We start from the raw sequence: 25,544 nt of genomic DNA, 5'->3' as shown, positions 1-25,544 counted from the left end.
AAGATGCAACTTGATCATTCACAGCTTTGGCGCGTGAACTCTTTCGTTCGTCCCGTACAGCCGGTCATGCCGCCCTGCGGGCTAGCAGCCGGTCGAGCCGCGTGTTGGGCTGGGTGATCGCGGCCCCCAGCAGCGCGACGAGATCTTCCATCCAGACGCCGACCGTGTCGCCGTCGAGCAGTTCACCCTTATAGTTGCACGAACCGGTGATTCCGGTCGGGCGCTCCTTGAGCATCAGCGACAGCCAGGTCTGGTCGACCGGCAGCACCGGCTGACCCTCGCGCGCGACATTTCCGATCGATCGCACCGTGACATCAGGCAGGTCGAGCGGCTGACGCAGCGGATTTTGCAGCGTGAAATAGACCTGGAGCAGCGACGCCGGGTCGATTCCTTCCTGCTCCAGATGATCCGCCAGGATGTTGAAGGGCAGTTCCTGCCGCGCATGCGCGTCGAGCACGCCTTGACGTACCCGCGCCAGTCCTTGCGCAAACGTCAGATCCGGCGTGATTCGACTGCGGACGATCACGGTATTCTCGAACGGGCCGATGATTCGCTCGGTGTCAGGCTGGGCGCGGTTGGCCATGGCGGTGGCAACCGAGATGTCCGTGCGTCCGGTCTGTGCCAGCAGCAGGACCTTCAGGCCGGTGAGCAGGCACATGAACAGAGTGGCGTTGTGCTGGCGCGCATAGGCCGACAGCCGGGTCACCAGGTCGCGTTCCAGGCTGAGCGGATGATGGCCGGTCGCTGCGCCCGGGCTCGCTTGGCCATCAAACAGGGGCGCTGCGCCGCGCAAATTCTCGGCCCAGTCCGCGGCCTGCCGGTGGGCCGCATCGGTGCCAGACCACCAGCGCTGCCAACGAGCGACGTCGGAGAATGCGAGCGGCAGCTTCGGCAAAGGTGCCGACGGATGACCCGCCAGCGCGGCATAGCGGTTGGACAATTCCTCGAACAGCACGCCGATCGACCAGCCGTCGGCGATGGCATGATGCAGCGTTAGCAGCAGGACGTGATCCTCGGCGTGCAGCCGCAGCAGCCGCGCCCGCAGCAGCGGCGCGCTGGCAGTGTCGATCGGGGCATAGGCCTCCTGCGCGATCAGGAGATCAATCTTCTTCAGTTCGAGCGCCTTGCGCCGTTTGTTGTTGTGGGGCCGCCCGTCGCTGATAGTCTCGACGGTCAGGACCGGACCGAGCGTGGCTGGCGCGATGATGCGGTTGACCGGCTCGTCGCCAGTCCAGCCGAGTGCTGCCCGCAGCGAGTCGTGGCGGCGCACGATGTCGTCGATGGCCTGCGCAAGCCTGCGCGGATCGATCGGGCCTTCCAGTTGGAAGGCAAAGGGCAGGTTGAACAGCGGCAGATCAGGCAGATTCTGCTCGATTCGCATCATCTGTTCCTGCGCGATCGACAGCGTGGGCGGACCGCTTTGGACCAGGCGAGCGACACTGGCCGCCGGCTTCTGAGGGGGCGTTGCCACGGCCTCGTCGACCCGCCGGGCGAGTTCTTCGATCGTCGGCGCCTCGAAGATGGTCTTGATCGGCAGCGAGACCCCGAGCACACGTGCCACGCGCGCCATCGTCTGGCCCGCCAGCAGCGAATGGCCGCCGAGGTCGAAGAAATTGTCGGTGACGCCGAGGCTTTCGACCTTCAGCAGGTCGCGCCAGATGTCGGACAGCACCTTTTCGGTGAAGCGTCGGGCCGGCACAGCGGCCTCCGTCCCGGCGGTCTCCGGTTGCGGGGACGCCAGCAGGGCGGAGCGATCGAGCTTGCCATGGGCGTTGAGCGGGACCTGATCCAGGAACAGGAACGCCGACGGGATCGCGTGAACAGGCAGCCGGCTTTTGAGGAAGTCTCGCAATTCGCTGGCGCTGATCTGGCTGCCCGATTTGGCAACGACATGGGCGATCAGCCTGGCATCGCCATTGGTATCGCGCCGCGGCTCGACGATACCGGCGCGCACGCCGGCGTGGTCGGCGAGTGCAGTCTCGATCTCCTTGAGCTCGATGCGATAGCCACGGACCTTGACCTGAAGGTCGGCGCGGCCGAGGCATTCGATCGTCCCGTCAGCGCGGCGGCGGGCAAGGTCGCCGGTGCGGTACAACCGTCTGCCGTCCGCGCGCGCGAACGGATCGGGGATGAAGCGCTGCCGGCTCTGGGCGGGATCGTTGACATAGCCGCGACCGACGCCGGCACCGCCGATGCAGAGCTCGCCGACCACGCCGACCGGCTGCGGCTCGAGGTTCGGATCGAGCACGTAAAGCTGGGTGTTGGGCAGCGGTGCGCCAACCGGGACGTTGGTCGTCGTCGTGTCCGGCGCCCGGGTCAGCCGGTGCAGGGAGACGTCGTCGGAGCATTCCGAGGCGCCATAGGCGTTGATCAGCGGTACCTTCGGGCAGCGGGCAAACCAGGCACGGCAGAGGTCGACCGGCAGCGGCTCGCCGGTCGAGATCAGGAACCGCAATTTGGCGAAGGCGCGCAACATCGTGGCCTCGTCCATCCGCTCAAGGATGACGCGAAGCAGCGAGGGCACGATCTCGAGCACGGTAATGCCTTCGCGCTCGATCTCCCGTGCAAGCAGCATCGGGTCCTGAACGACGGCATTGCCGCAGACATGGACGCGCGCGCCGACCATCGGACCGGCGAGGAACTGCCAGACCGAGATGACGAAGCTCTGCGGCGCGGTCTGCGCGATCACGTCCTTGTGCGTCAGGCCAAGCTCGGCGATGAGCGAGGCCAGGTGGTTCGACAGCCCACGCTGCTCGATCATCACGCCCTTCGGCGCGCCTGAGGAGCCGGACGTGTAGATGAGATAGGCAAGGCTCGCGCCTGCGCGGCGCGCAGGGCGGGCTGGTCCGGTCGCTTCGAGCGCGGTGGCATCCTCGATCTCGGCCACAAGGATGCGCGCGACCAACGGCTCGAGCAGCGCCTCGACCATGGCCGGCTGCGCGCGATCCGTCAGCAGCACGGTCGCGCAGCTGGATCCGAGGATGGTCGCGAGCCTCGTCGTAGGCTGCTCGGGGTCGAGGTTCAGGAAGGCGGCGCCGGCGCGCTGCACGCCGATCATCGCCGCGAGCAGCTCGGGCCCGCGATCCGCAAGCAGCGCGACCACGCTCTCCGCTCCGACGCCCTCGCGGGCGAGCCATCGCGCGATCGCCCGGCTGCGGCGCGCCAGCTCGCGATAGCTCAGGGATAGATGCCCATCGGAGATCGCGATCGCATTCGGCGTCTTCTTCGCTTGCCGCTCGAAGCGTTCGCAGAAATTGCCGCGCGCGGTGAAATTGGTCGGCTTGCCCTTTACCGGCAGCCGCAGCCTTTCCGCTTCCGTCAGAAGCGGCAGCCGCGAGATACGCTGTTCGGGATTGGCAATGGCCGCTTTGAGCAGGGTCTTGAACTGGTCTGCCATGCCCTTGATCGTCGCCGTGTCGAACAGATCGGTGGCGTATTCGAAGAAACCGGTGAAGCGGCCCTCGGCCTCGACCAGCTCGAGCGTGATGTCGAAGCGCGCGACTTTGGGATCGACCTCGAGCCGGCGCGTCGACAGGCCGGCGAAGTGCGCGGCCTCGATCGAGGCGTTCTGGAGAATGAACATGATCCGAAACAGCGGATTGCCGTCGCTCCGCCGCGCGATCTGCAGCGCGCGCAGGACTTCCTCAATCGGGAGGTCCTGGTTGCGATAGGCATCGAGCGTGACCTGGCGCACCCGCCGCAGCATCTCGCCGAAGGTCGGGTCGCCGCCGAAATCGTTGCGCAGGATCAGCGTGTTCGCAAACAGCCCGATCAACCGCTCGCTTTCGATCTGGTTGCGATTCGCAATCAGCGAGCCGGTCGCCACGTCCTCGTGCCCCGTATGTCGGAACAGCAGGCATTGGAAGACGGCAAGCAGCGCCATGAAGGGCGTAACGCCCTGATCCTGGCTCAGCGCGCGAATGTCGGCCGAGAGGGTCTTGGAGAACTCGAAATAATGACGGGCGCCGTGACCGCTCCAGACTTCAGGCCTCGGCCGGTCGGTCCGCAGCGGCAGCGTCGTGACACCGTCGAGCTGCGCTCGCCAGTAATCGAGCTGCTCTTTCGCTGCTGGTGTCTGCGCCCAGCTCTGTTGCCAGCGTGCAAAGTCGCGATACTGGAAGCTGGGCGCGGGCAGCGCCGTCGCATCCCCTCTTCGCGCAGCGGAATATCCGGCGGCAAGCGCCTCCCAGAAAAGCCGCTGCGACCAGCCGTCGGTGACGAGGTGGTGGACGTTGACGATCAGGGCATGGCTGGATTTGTCGAACGAAAGCAGCGTGACCTTCAGTGGTGGCTCGCGGGCAAGATCGAACGGATATTGTGCGAGCTTGAGCGCCTCGCGCCTGACGATGGCAGTCTGCTTGTCCGCGGGGCAGGGCTTGAGCTTGATCCGCTCGAGCGGCGGCGCCTGAAGCACCCGCTGCATCGGCTCGCCTTGGCTTTCGATGAAGACCGAGCGCAGCGCCTCATGGTGCGCGCAGATCGCAGCACAGCTCGCCTGAAGCGCGGAGAGGCTGACCTCGCCTCTGAGCAGGGCGACCTCGACGACATTGTAATTGTACTGTGTCGGATCGAGCCGCGAGAGCACATACATCCGTTGCTGCTGGAACGACAGCGGTGCGTCTTCCTCCGCCGTGACCTGACGCCATGCCGGCAGCGTGGGATCGCGATGGGCCGTGGTTTCGAGCCGCGCGGCAAGAGCGCCGACAGTGGCACAATCGAAAATGTCCTCGAAGGAGAAGCTGGCGTTGAAGCGTTCGCGCAGGCGCGAGCGCATTTGCGTGACTGCGAGCGAATCAGCCCCCAGGGCAAAGACATCCTGGTCGATGCCAACCTGCGGAAGCTCGAGCAGACTGGCCCAGATCTGTGCGAGCTGGGTCTCCAGTTCGCTGCGGGGCAGTTGCGTTTCGTCGTCGTCATGGGGCGCTGAAATCAGTTCGGCCAGCGCGTTGCGCTTGACCTTGCCGCTGGCGCCCTTCGGCAGCGCCGCGACGCTGCGGATCAGGCTCGGCACCTTGTAGGCGGCGAGACGCTTGCGCGCGAACTGGCGCAACTGGTCTGAGGTCGCCGAGGTATTTTCCCGCAGCACCACGACGGCGGCGACGTTCTCGCCGAGCTTGGCGTGGGGAACGGCGAACACGCCGGCTTCCAGGACCGCGGGGTGAGCCAGCAGCACCTCTTCCACCTCCAACGGCGAGACCTTCTGGCCGCCGCGGTTGATGACGTCTTTGATACGGCCGACGATGAAGAGATAGCCATCGGCATCGAGATAGCCGAGATCCCCGGTCCTGAACCAGCCGTTGCGGAAAGCGGCCCGCGTTGCCGCCTCGTCATTATAATAGCCGCGGCTCATGTTCGGCCCGCGCAGCATGATCTCGCCACGCTCGCCACTGGCAAGCGCGCGGCCCGTCTCGTCCATGATCGCGATCTCGGGGCCCGCGGCGCGGCCGACCGAGCCGATCTTGCGCAGCTCGAATGGATTGGCCGCGATCTGCGAAGCCGCCTCCGTCATGCCGTAGGTTTCCAGCACGGGGACGCCGAACATTGCCTCCAGCCCATGCAGAATCGCCGGCGCCAGCGAGGACGAAGCCGAGCGGATCACGCGCAGCGATGACCCGCGGGCACGGTCAGGATTGGCCTCTGCGGCCGTCAGCAGCGCGCGATGAATGGTCGGCACTGCCGTGTACCAGGTCGGTTGCAGGTCGCGCATCCAGCCGAAGAAGGACGGTGCGTCGAAACCATTGGTGCAGATCACGCTGGAGCCCGCGGCCAGTGCCGTCAGCAGGCCGGAGATCAGGCCATGGGCGTGAAACAGCGGCAGGGCATTGAGCAGGCGATCCTGCGGAGCGAGCGACAGCACCCGTCCGGCATTTTGCGCGGAGAGACACACGTTGCGGTGCGTCAGCGGTACCATTTTGGGCCGCGCCGCCGTACCTGATGTCAGCAGGATGAAGGCGTCATCCTCGGCGCTCGCGGCGCCTTTCGCACAGGCCGGGGCAACCGTCGGGCCGATGAATGCACAACCGTCGAGCTCCGTCTCCGGTCCCGGCACGAAGTCGATCACCGCGATGTCGAGCGCCCTGGCGACGTCGCGACTGGCCGAGTTCATGTCGGCCCGGGTGACCAGCGCCGCCAGCTTCATCTCGCTGAAATAGCGTTGCAGCTCGTCTGCCGTCAGATCAGGGTTGACGGGGACGCAGGCGCAACTTGAAGCGACTGCGATCAGAGCGAGCGCGCTGTCGGCGCCGCGCGGCAGTGCAACCGCGATTCGGTCGCCAGGCGCGATGCCTAGGGCACGCAGCGTCTCGACGAGATGCGCGATCCTTGCGCCGAGCGCACCATAGTTGAGGGGGGGCCGGCCGGGAGCGAGCAGGGCGGGCGCCGCCGGCATCGTTCGCGCGTAGAAGGCGAGAAGGCCGGCAATGTCGGCAAAGCTCGCGGCTTCGGCGCCGGTGCCGGCCGATCCTTCTCTCGCCCCGGATGCAATCTCCGACAATGCCATTCCCTTTTGATCCGATTGAGCTATTCTTCCCAAGAGTTAGGGAACGCGTCCAGTCTGAGGTGAAGTTTGGGCCCCAAAATCTGTGGTTGAGGGACCTTAAGCCCTTTGGCGGTGGGAGTGTGGGGCAGAATCACCATGCTGGAGAAAGAGCCGGAGACGGAAGTCGGGTTGAAGCGCTGGCTCGAAGGCATCGGTCTAGGCCACTATACCGATCTGTTCGCGCAGCATCGCCTCGATCTCGACGTCATGGGCGATCTGACCGAGGCTGATCTCGCCGAGCTCGGATTGCCGCTGGGCGATCGCAAGCGGCTGCAGCGGGCGATGGCCGCGCTGTTCCAGGCCGAGGTGGCGGAAGTGCCAGCCGCGCCGGCGCGCCCGCCGGTTCGCACGGAGGTCGGCGCAGAGCGGCGTCAGCTCACCACCATGTTCTGTGACATGGTGGATTCCACCGCGCTGTCGGCCCAGTTCGATCCGGAAGACGTCCGCGACATGATCGCGAGCTTTCGCGAAACCTGCGTGCGCGTGGTCAAGCATTACGAAGGCTTTGCCGCCCGCTTCGTCGGCGACGGCATTCTGGTCTATTTCGGTTACCCGACCGCGCATGAGGACGATGCCGAGCGCTCGGTGCGTGCTGGCCTCGAGATCGTGCGGGTTCTGTCGACCGCGCGCGCGATCGAACCGCGCGGCGCGCTCAGCCACGCGCCTGCCGTCCGCATCGGGATTGCGACCGGGCTCGTCGTGGTCGGCGACCTCGTCGGCCAGGGCACCGAAGAGCGCGACTCCGCGGTCGGCGAGACCGTCAATCTTGCCGCACGCCTGCAGGCTTTGGCGCCGCCCAACGGCGTGGTGATCTCCGCCTCGACGCAATCGCTGCTGAAGGGCAAGTTCGACTATCGCAATCTGGGCACCCACGCGCTGAAGGGCATCGCGGACAAGACCCAGGCCTGGCACGTCGTGCGCGCCACGCGCGTGGAAACCCGCTTCGCGGCCGCCATGGGCACGCGGCTGACCCCGCTCGTCAATCGCGAGGAGGAAATCGCGCTGCTCATGGCGCGCTGGCAGCAGGTCAAGGAAGGCGACGGCCAGGTCGTCGTGAAGTTCGGCGAGCCCGGGATCGGCAAGTCGCGCATCATTCAGGAAATATTCGAGCGGATCTCAGGCGACCGGCACGGGCAGGTCTCGTTCCAGTGCTCGCCCTATTACACCTCGACCGCTTTCTATCCCTTCGTCGAGCAGCTCAAATTCTCACTTGGGCTCGATCGCGAGGATGTCTCGGCGCTGTCGCTGGCGAGCCTGGAGACGGCGATTGCCGCTGCGCATGGCGATATCGCGCAGGTCACGCCGCTGTTTGCCGCGCTGCTGGCGATCCCGACCGGAGAGCGCTATCCGCCGCTCGACCTGTCGCCGCAGCAGCAGAAGGACGCGACCGTCGCGGCGCTGGTCAATCATTTCCTCGGCCTTGCGCGCGAGATGCCCCTGGTGATGGCCTTCGAGGATCTGCACTGGATCGATCCGACCTCGCGCGAGGTCGTCGACTTGCTGGTCGACCGGGTCCAGAACCGGCCGATCCTGGCCATCATCACCGCGCGCTCGGAATTCCAGCCGAGCTGGAACGCGCATTCGCACATCACCACGCTGGTGCTGAACCGGCTGAGCCGGCCGTTGCGCATGGCCTTGGTCGAACGTGTCGCGGGTAGAGAGCTTCCCAAGGAGGTCGTCGAGGAGATCATCGTCAAGACCGACGGTGTGCCGCTGTTCCTTGAAGAGCTGACCAAGACCGTTCTCGAATCCAACCTCCTGACCGAGCGGCACGGGCGTTACGTGCTGTCGGGTCCGTGGCGGCAACTCGCGATTCCGGCAACCCTGACGGATTCGCTGATGGCGCGTCTTGACCGGATGGGGCCGTTCAAGCGGATCGCGCAGATCGGCGCCACGATCGGCCGCGAGTTCTCCTACGAGACCTTGCAGGCGGTCGCCAACACGCCGGCGGAGCAGATCGAGGCGGCGCTGACTCATCTGGAGGAAGCAGGCCTGATCATGCGCCGCGGTCATCCGCCCGATGCGCTCTACTCGTTCAAGCATGTGATGATCCAGAACGCGGCGCATGCGAGCCTCCTGCACAGCGAGCGGCGCAAGCTGCACGCCAGCATCGCCCACGTGCTCGCGGACATGTATCCGGAGAAGACCGAGCGCGAGCCGGAGCTGCTCGCCCATCATCTGACCGAGTCCGGCCAGAGCGAGGGCGCGGCGAGCTTCTGGCTCAAGGCCGGCAAGCAGGCGGCCAAGAGCGGCGCCAATCTCGAGGCGATCGGCCATCTGCGCCGCGGCTTGAGCGTCGTGCAGGCCAATGCCCGCATGCAGGGCGCCGACGAGATGGAGCTCGAGCTGCGGATCGCGCTCGGCAACGCGCTGATCGCGGCCAAGGGTTATGCCGTGCAGGAGGTCGAGGAGAACTACATCCGCGCTCTCGAGCTCGGCCAGCAGCTCGATGACGACGAAAAGGCCTTTGCCGCCACGCGCGGGCTCTGGGTCTGCCATTTCATCCGCGCCGATCTCACCCGTGCGCATGATCTCAGCGTCGAGCTGCTGAAATTCGCCAAGCGCGAGCGACTGAACGAGCGCGCGGAGCCGGCGCAGCAGACCGGCTATCTGATCGAGGCGCACCGCTCGATCGCAATGACCATGCTCTATCGCGGGCGCTTTGCCGCCGCGCAGCATCATCTGCATCGCTGCGTCAGTCTCTACAGTCCCGACCTGCACTCCGACCTGATGGAGCGTCATGGCACCGATCCCGGCGTCGTCTCGCTGTCCTATCTCGGCTATCTGCTGTGGTTCCTCGGCCAGCCCGACGCGGCGCGCCAGCACAGCGAGCAGGCGATTCTGCACGCCGAGAAGATTCGCCATCCCTTCTCGCTCGCCTTCGCTTTGGTGTTCGGCGCCTATCTCTGCCAGCATCTGCGCGACATCGAGGGGACGCGCGATCACGCCAACCGTGCGATGATCATCGCCACCGAGCACAATTTCCTGCACTGGAAGCAGCAGGCGGCGATCCTGCGCGGCTGGGCATTGGCCCAGCTCGGCGAAGCCGACGAGGGCATCAGCCAGATGCGCTTCGGCCTCGACGAATACGAGGCAATGGATTCCTGGCTTGCCGGCTGCTGGTTCCGCTGCCTGCTCGCGGAGGCCTATGCGAAGGTCGGCATGCGCGATGCCGCCTTGCGCGCGCTGGACGGTGCGCTCGCGACCGCACGACGGACGGGCGATCACTCCTACCTCGCCGAAGTCTATCGTCTGCAAGGCGAGATCACCCTGTCCGACGGCCATCCCGCCTCGGTGCAGGAGGCCGAAGACCTGTTCGGCCTGTCGCTGGAGACGGCGCGCAAGCAGGGCGCATTGTCGTGGGAGCTCAGGACTGCGGTCAGCCTTGCGCGGCTGTCGCACGAGTCCGGCAAGCGCGAGCATGCAAGCCTGCTGCTGCTACCGATCGTCGGCAGGTTCAATGAGGGCTTCCTGACGCCGGATCTGAAGCAGGCCATGCAGCTCGTGCACGAGCTCGGAGGCGACGCGCCGCCGCGCCAGCAGGCTGATCCCGTGAAATGAGTGATCTGTCCGCGGCGCGTTCACGCTACGTCGCGTTGATCGCGAAGCGGGAGCGGATTTCCTCGCCCCGCCTGCTCGCGGCGCTCGCAACGGTGCCGCGTGAAAATTTTCTGGCAAAAGGCCCTTGGCGCATCAAGGGCGAGGCCGCACGCAGCTACCGCCTGACGCCCGACGCCGACCCCGTCCATCTCTACGACAATGTGCTGGTCGCCATCGATGCGCGCCGCAAGCTGGACACGGGCTTGCCGAGCCTGTGGGCCCATTTCATCGACGTGCTCGGCATCAGTGAGAAGGACCGGGTGGTCCAGATCGGTTGCGGGCTCGGCTATTTCTCTGCAATCCTGTCCGAAATCGTCGGCCCGAAGGGGCGGGTGCGGGCAATCGAATGCGACGCGCGGCTTGCTGCGCGCGCTGCGGCTTGCCTGCGCGCCTATCAGAATGTCGAGGTCATCAACGGCGACGGCTGCCGCGACATTGGCGAGCCGGCCGACGTCATCATCGTGCATGCCGGCTTCTCGCATCCACATCCGCTCTGGCTCGCCTCGCTTAATCCGCGCGGCCGGCTGCTGGTGCCGCTGACACAGCGCGACCGCGAAGGTGCCGCTCTCAAGATCACGCGCAAGGGCAAGGGGTTCGAGGCCGAAGCGGTGCAGCAGATCCGGATCTTCCCTGGCCGGGGCCGCGGAGCAACCGTGCTCGACGATCGCGTCGCCGACTGGTGGCAGCGCGCCTCGGCCCTGGCGCCGCTGCGCTTTCGCGGCATCGCGCAGGGGCTGCCGTCGGATGGCTAACGATTCGTTTCATTTTACCTTGATTGCGAATCGAAGTTTCCAACATCTCCCGTCGCTTGTATGAGTGCGGTTCGATGGCCATTTGAGCACGCATCATGCATTCCGTCGCCCTGCTGACCGCCAGCTACGCCAAGGATATCGAGCGCTTCTCGCTGCTCAGCGAGAGCATCGACACCTGGCTGACGGGTTACACGCGGCATTATGTTCTTGTTAACGATGAGGACGTGCCGCTGTTCGCGCGGTTCGCGTCCGACAAGCGCGTCATCGTGCCGGCCTCGCGCTACTTGCCGAAATGGCTCTGGGCGCTGCCGCCGGCGCTGCAGTTTTTGAGCAAGCGTCGCGTCTGGCTGTCGCTGCTGTCCTCGCCCGTCCATGGCTGGCACATCCAGCAGATCCTCAAGATCGCCGGCGTGCTCAATGCGCCCGAGCAACGCGTCTGCATCCTCGACTCGGACAATCTGTTCTTCCGCGAATTCGACGTCGGCCAATATGCCGGCGCCGAAAAGACCCCGTTGTTCGTCACGCGCAACGGGATCGACGCCGACCATCCCCTGCACATGCTGTGGCTCAATACGGTCGATCAGCTTCTCGGTATCAAGGACCGCTCGTTCCCGGCCGACGATTATGTCGGCAACGCGCTGGTCTGGGACAAGGATGCCGCACGTGCGATGACCGATGCGATCAAGTCGGAGACGGGGCTGAGCTGGGCCCTGGCGCTGTGCCGGAAGAAGAAATTCTCCGAGTATCTGCTGTACGGAAACTTCGTCGCGAGCTCGCCGGAATTTCTGGTGCGGCACCGCGTGACCGAAGACAGCATCGCGGTCTCGCACTGGGATGACACCCGCCTTGATCGCGCGGCCATCGAAGCCATGATGGGCGCCGCATCGCCCGAGCAGGTCGCGCTCTGCATCCAGTCCTATTCGTCGACCTCGATCGACGATATCAGAGACGTCTTTCGCCTGAGCTCGCGCGACCGGCGCGGTCCGAGCCTGTCTCCCGATCATCTGGGCGACACGACAGAATTCGAGACGCCAAAAACGCGCTAGGCCCTTAGGCGTCCTTCGTGAACTTGCTGATCACATCCATGAACGGCTTCGGCTTGAACTCGCCGTCGAGCGGCAATGGCCGGTTCGGCTGCTTGTCCGGGCGTTTGAAGGTGCCGTTGATCCAGCTGTAGCGATCCGAAATGCCCCAGGTCAGGATCGAGCGCACCGGTCCGCTGGCCGAGATCGCGGTCAGGAGATCGTCGACGCGCTTGGCAACGATCGCATCGCGCTCCGAAGCACTGCCCATCAGCTTCTGATCGTCGACGTCGAGCTCGGTGACGAACACCTCGAGGCCCCACGAGCGGACCTCTGTGACGAACTCGGCGAGCCCATGGGTGTCGATCTCGAGCTCGGCATGCAGATGCGATTGCAGCCCGACCGCGTGCAGCGGCACGCCCTGGTCGAGCAGGTCCATGATGAGGTTGCGATAGGCTGCCCGCTTGGCGATGAACGAGTCCTTCGCCGACTCGATGTCGTACTCGTTGATCGCGAGCTTGACGTAGGGATCGGCTGCGGCCGCGGTGCGGAAGGCCAGCGGAATCCAGCGGTCGCCGAGATGCTGCGTCCAGAACGTGTCGCGCCGGTCCTTGACGCTCTTAGGATTGTCGGGAATGGGTTCGTTGACGACATCCCACGACGTCAGCTTGTCCTTGTAGTAGGACACGACCGTGTTGATGTGATCGACGAAGGCGCGCTCGACGCCCTTCGAATCCTTGATCTGCTTGGTCCAATCGGGAATGTCATGATACCAGGCGAGCGCGTGGCCGCGCATGGTCATGTCGTTCTTCTGCGCGAAATCATAGATGGCGTCGGCACGCTCGAAGGCGAAGGTGTGGGCGTCCGGCCGCAGCATCGGCCATTTCAGCTCGAGCACCGGCACCATTTGGGCGCAATAGGTGGCGATGGCTTCGCCAAGCCGCGGATCGGCCTGCAGATCCCAGAGCGTAGCGGCGGCGCCGAAGCCTGGACGGCGCTGCGCAAGCTTCGACACCGGCAGTGCGGATGCGGCCGCGCCCGCCGCGAGTGTTGCAGCGCTGCCGAGGAGAAAGTGGCGTCTGTCGAGCTTCGTCACGTGGCGGAAGTCCTTCCGGAACCAACGCGCCATCGTACCAAGCGGCGCCTTGCGACGCCGAGGTTTCCTGTTGTTGGGTTAACTTTCGCGAACGGTGTTCTCAGCGCGCCTGGCGCTGCATCACCGCTTCAGCGATCCCGTAATAGTGAAGCGCGCCCTTTTCGAGCGTGAGATTGTCCATCACGAAATCGCGAGGCGCGAAGGTACCCGCGCTGACCTGCGACCAGAAGTCGCCCCAGCCGGCGACGAAGCCGGCCGCGTCGATGAATTTGCGGCCGCAACGTGCATCGAAATAGGGTACCGAGGACACGCCGCCTTCGTATGTGACCTTGTCCGGAAAATAGTCCGGGTCCTGCCACGGGCCGCCGCGATCCCAGGCGAACACGGGCACGCCGCTCGACAGCGCCTGCTGGCAGGCAATGCCCTGGCTCTCATGCTCGCAGAGGAAGACCATGCTGCGGCAGCGCGCCAGCGCCGCCTTGTAGTCGTCTTCCTTGTAATGGCCGTAGCGGATCACCTCGACCGAGCGGCCGCCGGCCTCGAGATGCCGGCGGATCGGGTCGATCAGTTCGCTCTCATAGCGGTCGTGCTCCCAGCGCACCTTGTCGTAGAGCAGCACGTCGATGTTCTTCTTCTCGACAGGCATAGGCGTCCACAAATCGGTCTCGATGCCAACAGGCCAGACCTCGACACCAGGCCAATAGGGCCGGCACATGTCGGCGTACCAGGTGCAGGGCACCAGGATGGTCTTGGTGTTGAGATCTTGACGATGCTCCGGCACTTCGACCGGATGGTTGTACATGGCAACCCCCAGCAACAGCGGGTTCTTCCATGCGAACCAGTCGAGCACGAAGGGACGCCCGATGATGCAGGCCAGTTCCTCCGGGTGCTTGCGGATGTAGCCGTAATCGTTGATGCGATAGCGAATCCCGATCCGATCGAGCCCGGCGCAGAGATTGAGGAACACGCGCTTCTGGCCGCTGATCCAGGATTTGCCGAGCAGCATCCGCCGCAGCAACGGCCGGATGCGGCGATCGCCGGGAAACCAGCGGTCGTCGCGCTCCTCAAAGAATAGGTTGAGCGTCATCCGCTCGTCGCCGGGGCCCGCGGGGACCAGAGACGCGTCCGTCCCGCCATGGGGCAGGGAGGCCGGGTTTGCCCGTGTCCGCTCAACAACGTCCATTTTAGTCATGTCCACGCATTAACCAAAGGCCGGGCGACGTCCTGAAATCATGGTTTCTTTTCGGTGATCGCGGCGGCCCGTTCAAGGACAGGGCATATTTAACGCTAACGCGCGAAAGCGGCGGGAGCGCCATATTCGGCGGCCGATCTGCAGACTTAAATGACTATCTTGGGAGATGCTGCGGCGCAGTCCGATCGCCAAAGGTCCAACTGATTAACGGCCGCTCGTTTTTGGGCCGCCAGTCCCGTGCACGCATGTTGAATCGCCATTTCTCCATCTATCTCGTCGCCTACATCCTGCCCGCGGCGGTGGGCTTCTTTGCCGTCACGGCCTACACGCGGCTGCTGACGCCGGCGGAATATGGCGTCTATGTCGTCGGCATCAGCATCGCGGGCATTCTGGGCGCGATCTTTTTCGCCTGGATCAAGCTGTCGGTGTCGCGCTACCAGGCGATGTCGGCTGAAGTGGATTTTCGTGGCACGGCAATGGTCGCCTTCGTGCTGACCGTCCTTGCGATGTGCGCCGCGACCCCGCTGGTGTTCCTGTTCCGCAGCGATGTCAGTGTCGAGCTGGTGCTTGCCAGCATGTTCGTGGCGATCATGTCGAATGCGGTCGATGTCGGCCAGGAGTTCGAGCGCGCCAAGCTGCGTCCCTATCGTTTTGCGATGATTTCGATCGTGCGCAGCGTATCGAGCGTGGGCTTCGGTCTGCTTGGGATCTGGCTCGGCTGGGGCGGCATGGGCTTGCTCGCTGCGTTCGGTCTCGGCTCGCTCTCGGGGATTATCCTCAATCTCGTCGGCGACCGTACAAAGATCGCGCGCTTCCAGCGCGGCCAGTTCATCCAGCTCGCGCGCTACGGCCTGCCGCTGACGCTCGCCGGTCTTTCGGTCGCGCTCTACTCGACCAGCGACCGGCTCATCGTTGCCTGGCTGCTCGGCAAGGATGCCGCCGGCATCTTCGGCGTTGCCGCCGATCTGCCGCGCCAATTCATGGTCATGATCGCCTCCAGCGTCGCCGCGGCGACGGTGCCGCTGGTGTTCCGCTCGCTGTCCGAGAAGAACAACGAGACGACGCGGGAGCGGCTGACCGAGAGCCTGGAGTTGTTGCTTGTCGTCGTCGCGCCCGTCGCGGTCTGGCTGGCGCTCGCGGCCGATCAGGTCGCCGGAACGCTCGTCGGTGTCGATTTCCGCGCCGGCGTCTCGGCGCTGTTGCCGACGCTGGTGCTCGCCCGCTTCTTCGGCATCGCCAATCAATTCTATGTCCAGATCAGCTTCCAGCTTGCCGAGCGGCCGTTCATGCTGGCCGCGCAGTCGTTCCTCACGCTCATCGTGAGCGTGGCGCTGATGGTGGCGCTGGTCTCGGGCTACGGCATTTACGGCGCTGCGCTGGCAACGCTCGCCACCGAGGCGATCGGCTTCGTCGTTGCCGTCGTGCTGATGCGCCGCGCCCACTCTGTGCCGTTCGACTTCAACCGCCTTGCCGGCGTTGTGGCTTCAGCCGCGGTGATGGCGGCTGCGATCCTTCTCGCGCGGTCGCAGGTCAGTGGCACCGGCATCGTGGCGCTGATCGTCGTGAGCGTTGCGGGCGGCCTCGCCTACGTCGTCGCCGCGTGGCTTCTCAATGTCGCGAACGTGCGCACCTTGTCGCTGCGCTTCCTGCGGACGTTCAATCGCAAGGCGCTGGGCGTCTAAGTCGCCGATCAAGCGTATTACGGAACGGCTGCGGCTTACGCATACGCATCTGAATTCTGCGCTACATCTCACACCTGATAATCCATGTATCGTCTCCCTCGCCGACATCGTCAGCGATGCGGCCGATGATAACCAAGAACAGAAGTGGAGGACGTTGACGGCATGACGACACCGACCGGCCCTCTCAGCGGTATCCGCGTCCTCGATCTGACGAGTGTGCTGTTCGGTCCGTACGCCGCGCAAATGCTCGGCGATTGGGGCGCGGATGTCATCAAGATCGAGCCGCCCGCAGGCGACACCTGGCGCTACACCGGCCTGTTCCGGAACCGCGGCATGAGCGGTCAGTTCATGGCAGTCAACCGCAACAAGCGCAGCCTCGCGCTCGACCTGAAACATCCCGATGGCAAGGCAGCGCTGGCGAAGTTGATTCCGACCGTCGACGCACTCGTCACCAATGTGCGCCCCGCCGCGATGGCGCGGCTAGGCTTCGGCTACGCCGACTGCGCAAAGCTCAATCCGCGTCTGATCTATGCGGCCGCCACCGGCTTTGGCCAGGACGGGCCCTGGGCTGCGCGCCCCGCCTTCGACGAGATCATCCAGGCAGCCTCAGGCCTCGCATCCTCGATCGGATCGGACGAGAAGCCGGAATTCGTCCCGAGCCTGATCGGCGACAAGATCTGCGCGATGGCGATGGTCGGCGCGGTGTCCGCCGCGCTGTTCCGCCGCGAGCGCACCGGGCAGGGCCAGATGGTCGAGGTGCCGATGCTGGAGACGATCGCGGGCTTCAACAGCATCGAGATGCTGGGCGGACACGCCTTCGATCCGCCGATCGGGCCGACCGGCTACAAGCGCATGAAGAACCGGCGGCCGGTGAAGACCAAAGATGGCTGGCTGACGATGCTGCCCTATTCCGGGGACAATTGGTGCGCCTTCTTCGAAGCCGTCGGCCGCCCCGAGCTGATCGACGAGCTCGGTGTGCGTGATCCCGTGCTGCGCTCCCAGAACATCGACAAGGTCTACGACCGCATGAGCGAGATCGGGCCGACCCGCACAACGGCGGAGTGGGAGGAGCTGTTGCTGCGGCTCGACGTGCCGCACACCGCCTTCGCCAGGCTGACCGAGATCGGCGAGCAGCCGCATCTTGAGGCGGTCGGCTTGTTTGCCGATATCGATCACCCCTCGGAAGGGCGAATTCGCCAGGCGCGGCCGGCGACGAAATTCTCCGAGAGCCCGGCCAGCATTCACCGCATGGCACCGCGTCTCGGCCAGCATTCGCGCGAAGTGTTGCGTGAGGCCGGTCTGAGCGAGGCCGAGATCGAGACCCTCGTCGCCAACAAGGCCGTTGGCGCGCCGTAAGTCCGGCGCGTCATGAGTTGAGCCTTATCGCTTGACGCTGGCGGATGCCGTCACGGTTGCCGGTCCAAGGCTCTGCTGCCAGTACATCTCGACCTGTTCGACCAGGGTCGGCGGTAGCGGAACGTAGTTGAGCGTTTCGGCCTGAATCTTCCCGCTCTCCAACGACCAGCGCATGAAGTCGATGGCAGCAGTCGATCGCTCCGGAGATTTCGGCTGCTTGGGCATCACCACGAACGTCGTGGCCGTGATCGGATAGGCATCCTCGCCCGGTGCGTCGGTGAGGACGAGATGGAAATCCTTGTCCGCCGTCCAGTCCGCGCTCGATGCGGCCGCCTGGAACGACGCGGCATCGGGCACCACGAAATGGCCGGCGCTGTTCTGCACCACGCCGAACGAGATCTTGTCGAGCCGCTGCAGCGCATAGGCATATTCGAGGTAGCCGATCGCGCCGGGCACGAGGCTGACCAGCGACGCGACGCCGTCATTGCCTCGCCCGCCGAGGCCGACCGGCCATTCGACCGCCGTGCCTTCGCCGACGCTGGTCTTCCATTGCGGGCTGACCTTGGAAAGATAATTCGACCAGTTGAAGGTCGTTCCGGAGCCGTCGATGCGATGCACGACGGTGATCGGCGCGTTCGGCAGCTTCAAGTCAGGATTAATGGCGCGGATAGCCGGATCGTTCCAGGTCTTGACCTTACCGAGATAGATGCCCGCGAGCACCTCTCCGGTGAAGTGCATCTGGCCTGGCTTGACGCCGTCGATGTTGACGACCGGAACGACGCCGCCGATCACGATCGGAAACTGGATCATGCCGAGCTTGTCCAGCTCTTTGGGATCAAGCGGCATGTCGGTGGCGCCGAAATCGACGGTGGCCTTCTTGATCAAGCCGATGCCGATGCTCGATCCCACCGCCTGATAGCTGACGGTGTTGCCGGTCTTCGCCTTGTAGGCGTCGATCCATTTCGCCATCACGGGCGAAACGAAGGTTGAGCCAGCGCCCGTGGTCTCGGCAGCGAAGCTTTGCGCGGCGACGAGAAGGGCGGTGAGGACGATCGGGAGCCTGAGATGTTTCTTCATGCGTGCGAAGCTATCAGCAGGCCCGGCAAGTCACTGTGGTCCATGTCACAGAACTGTAATGGAAATGAAAACCGCTGGGTTCGGCCGCAATGTGACGTCGGCTGCAAATAGCCGCCCGACTCAAGAACCAAAGTTGCGGGCGACCCCGATCAGGACGGCCGCGAGGACGGCCAACGACACCGAGATGGTCAGGCTCTTCGCCAGGCTCATGGTATGGCCGACGGGAAAGACGATGAAGCCCGTGGTGAAGAGCGCCAGTCCAGCCACGAATGCGGCAATTTGCGAGAGAGCTGAGGACACCTGTTCATCCTCTGATACGCTGCCGCGCAGGGTACGGCCAGGACGGCCGCGGCTTAAGGCAATTTTCTGTGATTTCAGTCACATCGCGTCCCCTCCGATAGCCGACATTCTGCCGCGTCGCGCGATCGTCAGCTCCGGCCCAGCCTTGGCCGCGGACCACCCTTCCGCCCGCGCGGACCCTCGTATATGAGAGTTTCGTCGCCGGAACGGACCTGATTTCGCCGGAAAAGGAACAGAAGGTGGCTGCGATTTCTTAATCCAAAGATCGCAATCTGACGGATCAGCGATACAAGTGCGGACAGGCAACCGGGGAATGGCATGAAAGACCTGATGGCGGCGGCGCAATCCAATCGAGTGATGCGGCGTTGGGGGGCTCCCGGAATTGTGATGTTCGCGTTAGCAATCGCGCTGGCCGCCCCGAGCGAAACCCTTGCCGCCAAGCAGCCGCGCCAGACCGCCGAGGCGGTCGCGCAGCGCGAGGCCGGCGAGCCGATCATGGCGATCGTGTCGATCAAGAGCCAGCAGGTCACGTTCTACGATTCCGAGGGCTGGATCCTGCGCGCGCCGGTCTCGACCGGCACGACCGGACGCGAGACGCCGGCCGGCGTCTTCGCCGTCGTCGAAAAGGACAAGGACCACCACTCCTCGATGTATGACGATGCCTGGATGCCGAACATGCAGCGCATCACTTGGAACGGCATCGCGCTGCATGGCGGACCGTTGCCTGGCTACGCCGCCTCGCACGGCTGCGTCCGCATGCCCTTCGGTTTCGCCGAGAGCCTGTTCGACAAGACCAACATCGGCATGCGGGTGATCATCTCGCCGAACGACGCCGCGCCAGTTGATTTCTCGCATCCCTCGCTGTTCGTGCCGAGCAAGGACGCCATTGCGGCGGCTCCCGGCCGTGTCGGCAAGCTCGCCGCCGAGGCGGACGAGGCCACCAGGGTCGCCGACGAGACCAAGAAGGCTGCGGCGGCGGCGGCAAAGGAGGCGCAGTCGCTGCCGACGACGCTGCGCAAGCTGGAGCAGCAGAAGGCGCGCGCCGATGCCGAGAACGCCTATGCCGACAAGCTGGTTGCCAATGCCAAGAACGACCAGGCCAAGGCAAAGGCCGATGAGCTGAAGCAGAAGGCCGCGACAAAGGCCGCGGATGCGGCAAGCCAGCTCGACACCGCCAAGGCCGCCGCGCAGCCCAAGCGCGACGCCGTCGCCGCCACCAAGGACGCTGCCAAGGCCGCAGCGACCAAGAAGGCAGATGCGGTGAAAGCTGCGACTGACGCCAAACTCGCGCTCGAGCCGGTCTCGGTCTACATCAGCCGCTCGACGCAGAAGCTCTACGTCCGCCGCAACACCCACAAGCCGGCGCCGGATGGCGGCGGCGAGGTGTTCGACACCAGCATCGAGGTTCCCGTCACGATCCGCAATCCCGAGCAGCCGCTCGGCACGCACATCTTCACGGCGATGGCCAAGAACGACACCGGCCTGCGCTGGAGCGTGGTCAGTATCGACGAAGGCGACAGCGCCAAGAACGCGCTCGATCGCATCACCATCCCGCAGGAGGTGTGGGATCGCATTGGGCCGACCGCAGTGCCGCGTTCCTCGATCATCATCTCGGACGAGCCTCTGAGCGCCGAGACCAACTACCGCACCGAGTTCGTTGCGGTTTTGAATAACCATCCGCAAGGCGGCTTCATCACCCGCAAGCCGACTGCGCCGCCGGTGGAAATGGCCAGCGACGACGGCTGGGGCGGCGGCTTCGGCGGCAATGGCTTCTTCTTCTTCGGGCAGCGCGACCCCAATCCACAGCCCGTCAATCCGCGCCGCCGCGCCGGCCAGTACCAGTACTATCAACCGGCGCAGCCGATGCAGCGGAGCTTCTGGTAATCACGGCCGGGCTGTGATCACCAGGGCCTGAATCTTTGCCTCGACAGCTCCTGTGCCGTGGCGTTTGCGGATCGCCCCGGCAACCGCGTCGGTCGCGGCCTGGAGCTTGCTCGCATCCCTGGCTTCGATCTCGCCGCGCAGCGGCGTCCCCTGGCAATAAGCGATCGCCACGTCGTCCGCGGAGGGCGCGCGGCTCGTCGCCGTCAGCGTCTCGATCGATATCTCCCTGAAGCCCGCGCGCTCGAGATCGGCCTTGATGACCGCCTTGTCGTGATAGCCGTGCGGGGTGCGCGCCATGAACAGCGGCGGATTGTCGGGAAACACCTCGCCGAGCGCGGCGGTCGCCTCATCGGCGAACACATTGTCCGCGATGCGGTCCCACACGTTGAACAAATAGGTGCCACCAGGCTTCAGCACCCGCTTCGTCTCGGCGTAGCCCTTGCTGCGATCCGGGAAGAACATGGCGCCGAACTGGCAGCAGACGACGTCGAACGCGGCATCCTCGAACGGCAGTGCCAGCGCATCGGCCTGACGCCAGCTCATGCGGGGATCGTCACCCTGGCGCTGCTTTGCGATTGCCAGCATGGGCTCGTTGAGGTCGGTCGCGACATAGCGGACGCCCGAAGGCAGCAGCGCCGCCACCGCGCGCGTCACCGCGCCGGTGCCAGCGGCAATCTCGAGCAGGTCCGAAGGCGATAGCGCCGCGATGCGCCTGGCAAGATCGTCGGCATAGACGGAGAAGATCAGAGGGACCAAATATTCGTCGTAGAGCTTTGGAACCGAGCCGGCGAAAACCTTGTCAGTTGCAGACATGCTGGCCTCGCGGAAGGTTGGACGATCGCGAGGGCAGGGTAGCACAAATCGTTCGGAGGACAGAAAGGCGACATCGCCTTGCCACAGCGGCATTCCTGCGCGATAATGAGAGGCATATTAAAGCTTTAAGTTGAGACTGGGCCGATCGCCCGGCAATTGATTTCGTCAGACCATCTGTTTTTCCGGAGCGGTCATGCGCACGATCTTGGTCGATGGAATGTCGTGCAAGGTGGATGTCGAAGACGACATGCCGCTGTTGTGGGTGCTGCGCGACGAGCTGGGAGCGACCGGTCCGAAATATGGCTGCGGGATCGCGGTGTGCGGCGCCTGCACGGTGTATGTCGACGACCGGCCGATGCGGTCGTGCTCGCTCAGGATTGGCGACGTCAGGGACGAGGCCAAAGTGACCACGATCGTGGGGCTGGGGACGCCGCAGGCGTTGCATGCGGTGCAGTCGGCCTGGATCGAGCATCAGGTGGCGCAATGCGGCTATTGCCAGTCCGGGCAGATCATGGCCGCTGCTGCCATGCTGAAGGACAAGGTCGAAGGCAAGCCGCCTCTCTCCGATGGCGACCTCGACGAACAGATCAATCACGTGATGTCGGCCAATCTCTGCCGCTGCGGCACGTACACGCGTATTCGCGCGGCCATCAGGAGCGCAGCCCGAAAACTGCAAGGACAAAAGCTGTGAGCCGCCATGGGACGATGTCGCGGCGCGCCGCGCTGGTCGGAGCAGCTGCGGTGGCGGGTGGCCTGGTCTTCGGCTTCTATGCCACCGAGCCGTTCCGCGTGAACCGGCGGCTCAGCAACGGCCTCAAACCGGGCGCACGCATGCTGACGCCCTATGTGCGGATCGACCAAGGCGGTGTCACGATCATCACGCCGCGCGCCGATCTCGGCCAGGGGGCCTATTCGGTGCAAGCGGCGCTTGTCGCCGAAGAGCTCGACATCGCCTGGAACGATATCAAATACGATCCGGGAGCGCCGAGCGCGGTCTACGCCAACACCACGGTGGTCAGGGAAGGCGTGCCGCTCTCGGTGATCGGCCATTTCGAGACGATTGCGGAAGCCGCCGGCTATGGCGCTGCCAAGCTTCTCGGCCTTCAATTGACGGGTGGCTCCTCGACCGTGGCTGATGGCTATCGCAAGCTGTCCATCGCCGGCGCGACCGCGCGCGAGGTGCTGCTGCGTGCCGCCGAGAAACAGACGGGCATTGCCAGGGACAAGCTCACGACGCGCGATGGTGCGGTGATCCTGCCGGGCGGGCAAGCACTCAGCTACGCCTCGCTCGCCGAGACGGCGGCGACCATCGAGGTGCCGTCCGGCATCAAGCCGAAGGACCCGAAGGACTGGCGCTATCTCGGCAAGCCGATGCAGCGCATCGACATGGTCGCCAAGTGCACGGGCACGGCGACCTTCGGCATCGATATCAGGCTGCCCGGCATGGTCTACGCCACGGTCTGCGCCAATCCGCACCTCGGCGGGACCATGCTGAGCTGCGACGATTCCGCCGCGGAAAAGGCGAAGGGCGTGCTCAAGATCGTGCCGGTCAAGGGCGGGGTCGGCGTCATCGCCGACAACACCTGGCGCGCGTTCAAGGCGGCCAGGCTGCTCAAGTTCAGATGGGACAAGGCGCCTTATCCGGAGAACAGCGCGGCGATGTTCAAGGAGGTGAGGGATTCCTTCATCCCGGCGCGCCGCCTGAGCATTGGCAGGGATGATGGCGATGTCGATGCCGCGATCAAGCCGGAGAGTAAAATCGAGGCCGAGTACAGCGTACCCTATCTCGCGCACGCCCCGCTCGAGCCGATGAATGCCGTCGTCCAGTTCAAGGACGGCCAGCTCGACATCTGCACGGGGACGCAGATTCCGGCCTTCCTGGTGAGGACGGCGCGGGAGATGACAGGGCTGTCGGAAGGCGACATCCACGTTCACGCGCAGCTCTGCGGCGGCAGCTTCGGCCGACGCCTGGAGGACGACTACGTGCGCCAGGCCATCGAGCTGGCGATGGCGTATCGGGGCAGCCCCATCAAGATGACATGGACGCGCGAGGAGGACATGACGCACGATTTCCCGCGTCCGCTTGCCGTCGCCAAGATGCGTGGGGCAGTGAAGGACGGCCATGTCGACGCCTATGATCTCCAGATTGCCGCTCCATCCGTGAATGCGTCGCAACTCAGCCGGCTGAACCTGCCTTTCCTGGGCCCCGATGCGGCGATCCTGGCCGGCGCGTGGGACCAGCCTTTCGCTATTCCGAACTATCGCGTGAGAGGCTATCGCGTGCCCGAGCTGGTGCCTGTCAGCTCCTGGCGCTCGGTCGGCGCGTCCGGCAACGCGTTCATGCACGAGTGTTTCCTCGATGAATTGATCCACGCCGCGGGCGCGGACCCGCTGGAGGAGCGGCTGCTGTTGAGCAAATCCGGGGATAATCCCCTCTATGCGACGTCGCATGAAGTGCTCGAGGCCGTCGGCGAGATGTCGAACTGGCGCAGCCCTCCCGGCCCCAACCGCGCGCGCGGCCTCGCCTTCACGCTGTCCTTCGGCGTGCCCGTCGCCGAGGTGGTGGAGGTCGAGAAAGTCGGTGATGCGATCGCGATCCGGCGTGTCTTCGTCGCAGCCGAGGTCGGCCGGGTGCTCGACCCGGACAATCTGAGGAATCAGGTCGAGGGCGCCGCGATCTGGGCGCTGGGGCACGCGATGAATGCCGAGCTGACTTTCGAGGATGGGCGGGCGGTTCAGACCAACTACCATCGATACGAAGGGATGCGGCTTTATCAGGCGCCGCAGATCGAGGTCAGGGCCCTGGAGACGTCAGGGGTGGAGCACATCCGGGGCATCGGGGAGCCGGCCGTTCCGCCGGCTGCGCCCGCGCTTGCCAATGCCATCTTCGCCGCAACCGGAATACGCGCCCGCAGTCTGCCGTTGAACAAGACCGAAGGCATCAACTTCGTCTGAGAGGAGGGAGCCGATGATCCGCTACGTGCTCGCTGTCCTTCTGGCGGCAAGTCCCATTGCGGCCCACGGCCAGGACCGGGCGCGCGGGCTCGAGCTGTGGAGCAAGATCCATCAGGTCTTTTCGCATCCGCGCTGCGCCAACTGCCATGTCGGACCCGATCGGGTGCCGATGTGGTCCGGGCCCGAATATGAGCACTCGCCGCGGCCGCATGGCATGAACATCAGCGCCAAGGGCGGCGATGATGGCGCTCATTATCTCGCCTGCACGACGTGCCACATGAAACAGAATTCCGACACACCGCATGGTCCGCCGGGAGCAACGAGTCCTGAGGGAGCCGCGGAGTGGCGTCTCGCACCACTCGAAATGCAGTGGTTCGGCAAGACGAGTGCCGAGATATGCGAACAAGTCAGGAAACCGGAGAGCAATGGCGGCAAGACGATCGCCGACCTTGTTGATCACGTCACGAAGGAGCCGCTTGTGCGTTGGGCTTGGACCGTGGAGCCGGAGCGAAGGCCGCCCTTGTCGTCGGATGAACTCGGCAAGCTCGTCGAAGAATGGGGCGCGGCAGGCGCGCCTTGTCCGTAGAAGTAGAGACCGGCCCTTCCAAAAGCTTCGCACCATCGACGCGACGGCGTGAGGCGGCTAATGATGCGCGGATGATCCTCGACGGGACGTCCGTAGACATGAAAACCACGTTGCTGAAATCCGAAGACTACACCCGCGCGCCCTGGAAGAACGGCGGCGGGGTTTTTACCGATATCGCGGACGCCCACCGTCCCGGCGCGATCACGAAGGATTGGGACAGCCTGCTGTGGCGCTTCGCTTCGACGCCGATCGTGGCGCCCGGGCCGTTCTCATACATGCCCGGTATCGACCGCTTGCAGATGGTGGTCGGCGGGCGCGGGCTGGTGCTGAAAACCGAGGGACGGGAGTTCGATGAGCGCGAGCCGTTCACGACCGTGCGCTTCGCCGGCGAGATGGAGATCGTGACCGAGCTCGAAGCCGGCCCGGTCGAGGTCGTCAATCTGATGGCCCGGCGCGGCGCGGCGGAGATCGAGATGTCGGCGCTGAGCGAGCCCTGTGAGCGGCAATTGCCCGCCGGGACGCATTTGCTCTATGCGGCGATCGGCGATTGCGGCATTCGTCTCGACGGCGAAGATTTTTCGATTTCGCACGAAAACACCTTGCGAGTCGAACTGGCCCGGCCGTCCACGCTGGCGCTCGTCTCGGGGCTCGCGGTGCTGGCGTCGATCCGTCTCGTCGGCTAGACCCGGCC

The 25,544-nt window shown here is 64.9% G+C and carries 16 protein-coding genes; 10 read left to right on the top strand and 6 right to left on the bottom strand.

The window, feature by feature from the left end; all coding sequences use genetic code 11:
• Positions 1–64: 64 nt before the first annotated feature.
• Positions 65–6,499 carry a non-ribosomal peptide synthetase gene (locus tag M2427_RS29900; protein ID WP_280710468.1) on the bottom strand — a complete coding sequence of 2,145 codons (6,435 nt, stop codon included), beginning with the start codon at positions 6,497–6,499 and terminating at the stop codon, positions 65–67.
• Positions 6,500–6,634: 135 nt separating this feature from the next.
• On the opposite strand from M2427_RS29900, the gene M2427_RS29895 reads away from it, so the two are divergent.
• The 3 genes from M2427_RS29895 (at position 6,635) to M2427_RS29885 (ending at position 11,936) form a co-directional block, all read left to right on the top strand.
• On the top strand, positions 6,635–10,099 hold the full coding sequence (locus M2427_RS29895) for an AAA family ATPase (protein WP_280710467.1): 3,465 nt from the start codon (positions 6,635–6,637) through the stop codon (positions 10,097–10,099).
• The gene (locus M2427_RS29890) at positions 10,096–10,890 is read left to right on the top strand and encodes an rRNA adenine N-6-methyltransferase family protein (RefSeq protein WP_280710466.1); all 795 of its coding nucleotides are present in this window, start codon (positions 10,096–10,098) and stop codon (positions 10,888–10,890) included. Before M2427_RS29895 ends, M2427_RS29890 begins: the two co-directional genes overlap by 4 nt.
• Positions 10,891–10,985: 95 nt before the next feature.
• The gene (locus M2427_RS29885) at positions 10,986–11,936 is read left to right on the top strand and encodes a DUF6492 family protein (RefSeq protein WP_280710465.1); all 951 of its coding nucleotides are present in this window, start codon (positions 10,986–10,988) and stop codon (positions 11,934–11,936) included.
• Positions 11,937–11,940: 4 nt separating this feature from the next.
• Here M2427_RS29885 and M2427_RS29880 read toward each other — a convergent pair whose 3' ends face one another.
• Together M2427_RS29880 and M2427_RS29875 are read right to left on the bottom strand one after the other, a co-directional pair.
• The gene (locus tag M2427_RS29880; protein ID WP_280710464.1) at positions 11,941–13,008 is read right to left on the bottom strand and encodes an endo-1,4-beta-xylanase; all 1,068 of its coding nucleotides are present in this window, start codon (positions 13,006–13,008) and stop codon (positions 11,941–11,943) included.
• 100 nt (positions 13,009–13,108) lie between these two features.
• A complete protein-coding gene (locus M2427_RS29875) occupies positions 13,109–14,191 on the bottom strand; it encodes a glycosyltransferase family 1 protein (protein WP_280710463.1) in 1,083 nt (360 codons plus the stop codon).
• Between the two features lie 254 nt (positions 14,192–14,445).
• Here M2427_RS29875 and M2427_RS29870 point away from each other — a divergent pair, with 254 nt between their 5' ends.
• Both M2427_RS29870 and M2427_RS29865 read left to right on the top strand, forming a co-directional pair.
• Positions 14,446–15,882, top strand: a complete 1,437-nt coding sequence (locus M2427_RS29870) for an oligosaccharide flippase family protein (RefSeq protein ID WP_280710462.1) — start codon at positions 14,446–14,448, stop codon at positions 15,880–15,882.
• A gap of 162 nt (positions 15,883–16,044) precedes the next feature.
• Positions 16,045–17,238: a CoA transferase gene (locus M2427_RS29865; protein ID WP_280710461.1), complete on the top strand. Its 1,194-nt coding sequence runs from the start codon at positions 16,045–16,047 to the stop codon at positions 17,236–17,238.
• A 24-nt stretch (positions 17,239–17,262) separates the two neighbouring features.
• Here M2427_RS29865 and pstS read toward each other — a convergent pair whose 3' ends face one another.
• Entirely contained in the window at positions 17,263–18,315 is a 1,053-nt protein-coding gene (pstS, locus tag M2427_RS29860) for a phosphate ABC transporter substrate-binding protein PstS (RefSeq protein WP_280710460.1), read from the bottom strand.
• 120 nt (positions 18,316–18,435) lie between these two features.
• Entirely contained in the window at positions 18,436–18,615 is a 180-nt protein-coding gene (locus M2427_RS29855; RefSeq protein WP_280710459.1) for a hypothetical protein, read from the bottom strand.
• A gap of 318 nt (positions 18,616–18,933) precedes the next feature.
• Here M2427_RS29855 and M2427_RS29850 point away from each other — a divergent pair, with 318 nt between their 5' ends.
• Entirely contained in the window at positions 18,934–20,499 is a 1,566-nt protein-coding gene (locus M2427_RS29850; protein ID WP_280710458.1) for a L,D-transpeptidase, read from the top strand.
• On the opposite strand, the gene M2427_RS29845 is transcribed toward M2427_RS29850, so the two are convergent.
• On the bottom strand, positions 20,500–21,312 hold the full coding sequence (locus tag M2427_RS29845; protein ID WP_280710457.1) for a class I SAM-dependent methyltransferase: 813 nt from the start codon (positions 21,310–21,312) through the stop codon (positions 20,500–20,502). It abuts the gene before it with no gap.
• A 193-nt stretch (positions 21,313–21,505) separates the two neighbouring features.
• Here M2427_RS29845 and M2427_RS29840 point away from each other — a divergent pair, with 193 nt between their 5' ends.
• The 4 genes from M2427_RS29840 to M2427_RS29825 all read left to right on the top strand — a co-directional run bounded on the left by M2427_RS29840 (position 21,506) and on the right by M2427_RS29825 (position 25,536).
• Positions 21,506–22,003, top strand: a complete 498-nt coding sequence (locus M2427_RS29840; RefSeq protein ID WP_280710456.1) for a 2Fe-2S iron-sulfur cluster-binding protein — start codon at positions 21,506–21,508, stop codon at positions 22,001–22,003.
• Complete coding sequence (locus M2427_RS29835; RefSeq protein ID WP_280710455.1) at positions 22,000–24,267, top strand: molybdopterin cofactor-binding domain-containing protein; 2,268 nt, start codon at positions 22,000–22,002, stop codon at positions 24,265–24,267. Before M2427_RS29840 ends, M2427_RS29835 begins: the two co-directional genes overlap by 4 nt.
• A 13-nt stretch (positions 24,268–24,280) precedes the next feature.
• Positions 24,281–24,853, top strand: coding sequence for a hypothetical protein (locus M2427_RS29830; protein WP_280710454.1), 573 nt, complete (start codon positions 24,281–24,283; stop codon positions 24,851–24,853).
• 98 nt (positions 24,854–24,951) lie between these two features.
• Complete coding sequence (locus M2427_RS29825; protein WP_280710525.1) at positions 24,952–25,536, top strand: HutD family protein; 585 nt, start codon at positions 24,952–24,954, stop codon at positions 25,534–25,536.
• Positions 25,537–25,544: the final 8 nt, after the last annotated feature.

It is taken from the genome of Bradyrhizobium sp. BR13661, assembly GCF_029892425.1.
GTDB lineage: Bacteria > Pseudomonadota > Alphaproteobacteria > Rhizobiales > Xanthobacteraceae > Bradyrhizobium.
This window is presented reverse-complemented; position numbering and strand designations above follow the sequence as displayed.